We start from the raw sequence: 1,165 nt of genomic DNA, 5'->3' as shown, positions 1-1,165 counted from the left end.
GCCAGCCGGCGCTGGGTGGCCGGCGCCCGCCGCCTCGTGTGGTGCAACGCCGGGGAGCTGGTCCGGGCGCGCGCTGCGGGCCCCGACGCCCTGCGGCGGCGGACCGCGGACCTGGAGGCGGTGTGCGCGGCGAAGGTCGCGGACCTGGTGCGGCCGGGGCAGGTGGTGCTCCGGCTGGCGCGCACGGGGTTCGGCGTGCGGCTGCCCGACGCCCCGCCGACCGGTGCGGCCGCCGCCCGGGAGGAGGTGCGCCGTGGCTGAGCCCGCGCCGGCCCGGCCCCTGGTGCCCGCGGTCCGCGCCCTGCTCGCCGCGTTCGCCGTCCTCACGCTCGTCGCCACCACCCAGCTGTTCGTCTTCGGCCGCGACACCGCCTCCGGTTTCGCGTGGACGGTGCGGCCACCGCTGTCCGCCGCGTTCCTCGGCGCCGGCTACGGCGCCGGCTGCGTCCTCGTGGTGCTCTCGCTGCGCCGCGGCACGTGGGGCGCGGCGCGGGTGGGTTTCCTCACCGTGTGGCTGTTCGCGACGGCGGTGCTGCTCGTGACCCTGCTGCACCTGGACCGCTTCCACCTCGGCGCGGCGGGGTTCGTGCCGCGGGCCGCGGCGTGGGGGTGGCTCGCGGTGTACGTCGCGGTGCCGGTGGCGATGGCGGTGGCGCTGCACGCCCAGCTGCGCGCCCCCGGCGAGGACCCGCGGGCCGGGCCGCGGCTGGGCCGGGGGCTGCACGTCGCGCTCGGCGCGCAGGCGGTGCTGTTCCTGCTCGTGGGGGTCGCGCTGTTCGCGGTGCCCGCCGCCCGGGACCGCTGGCCGTGGCAGCTGACGCCGCTGACGGCGCGGGCCATCGCCTGCTGGCTGCTCGCCCTCGGCCTGGCCGCGGTGCTCGTGGTCGCCGACGACGACCTGCAGCGGCTGCGCCCGGCCGCCGCCACCTACGCCGTCCTCGGGGTGCTGCAGCTGTTCGCCCTGCTGCGCTTCCGCGCCGACGTGGACTGGGGTCGCGCCGCGGCCTGGGCGTACCTCGCGGCGGTCTGCGCGGTGCTCTCCTCCGGCGCCGCGGGGCTGGCGCGCTCGCGCCGGCGCACCCGGCGGCGGGCCGCCCTCGGGGTGGGGTGAGGGAGACGTGGACGTGGTCGGTGTGCGGGTTGGAGCCGGTGTACGGCTGCCAGC

Annotated in this window: 1 protein-coding gene and 1 pseudogene; both read left to right on the top strand. The window is 79.6% G+C overall.

The genetic code is table 11. From position 1 onward, the window contains the following. Nucleotides 1–261 (top strand): annotated as a pseudogene (locus ABEB16_RS22615) (hypothetical protein); the annotation flags it as partial. Continuing rightward, the gene (locus ABEB16_RS22610; RefSeq protein ID WP_345714389.1) at nucleotides 254–1,111 is read left to right on the top strand and encodes a hypothetical protein; all 858 of its coding nucleotides are present in this window, start codon (nucleotides 254–256) and stop codon (nucleotides 1,109–1,111) included. The pseudogene ABEB16_RS22615 and the gene ABEB16_RS22610, both read left to right, overlap by 8 nt. The last annotated feature ends 54 nt before the right edge of the window (nucleotides 1,112–1,165 follow it).

The organism is Kineococcus glutinatus (assembly GCF_039542765.1).
GTDB lineage: Bacteria > Actinomycetota > Actinomycetes > Actinomycetales > Kineococcaceae > Kineococcus_A > Kineococcus_A glutinatus.
Note: the sequence above shows the minus strand (reverse complement) of the source record. Positions and strands in the feature narration are given on the sequence as shown.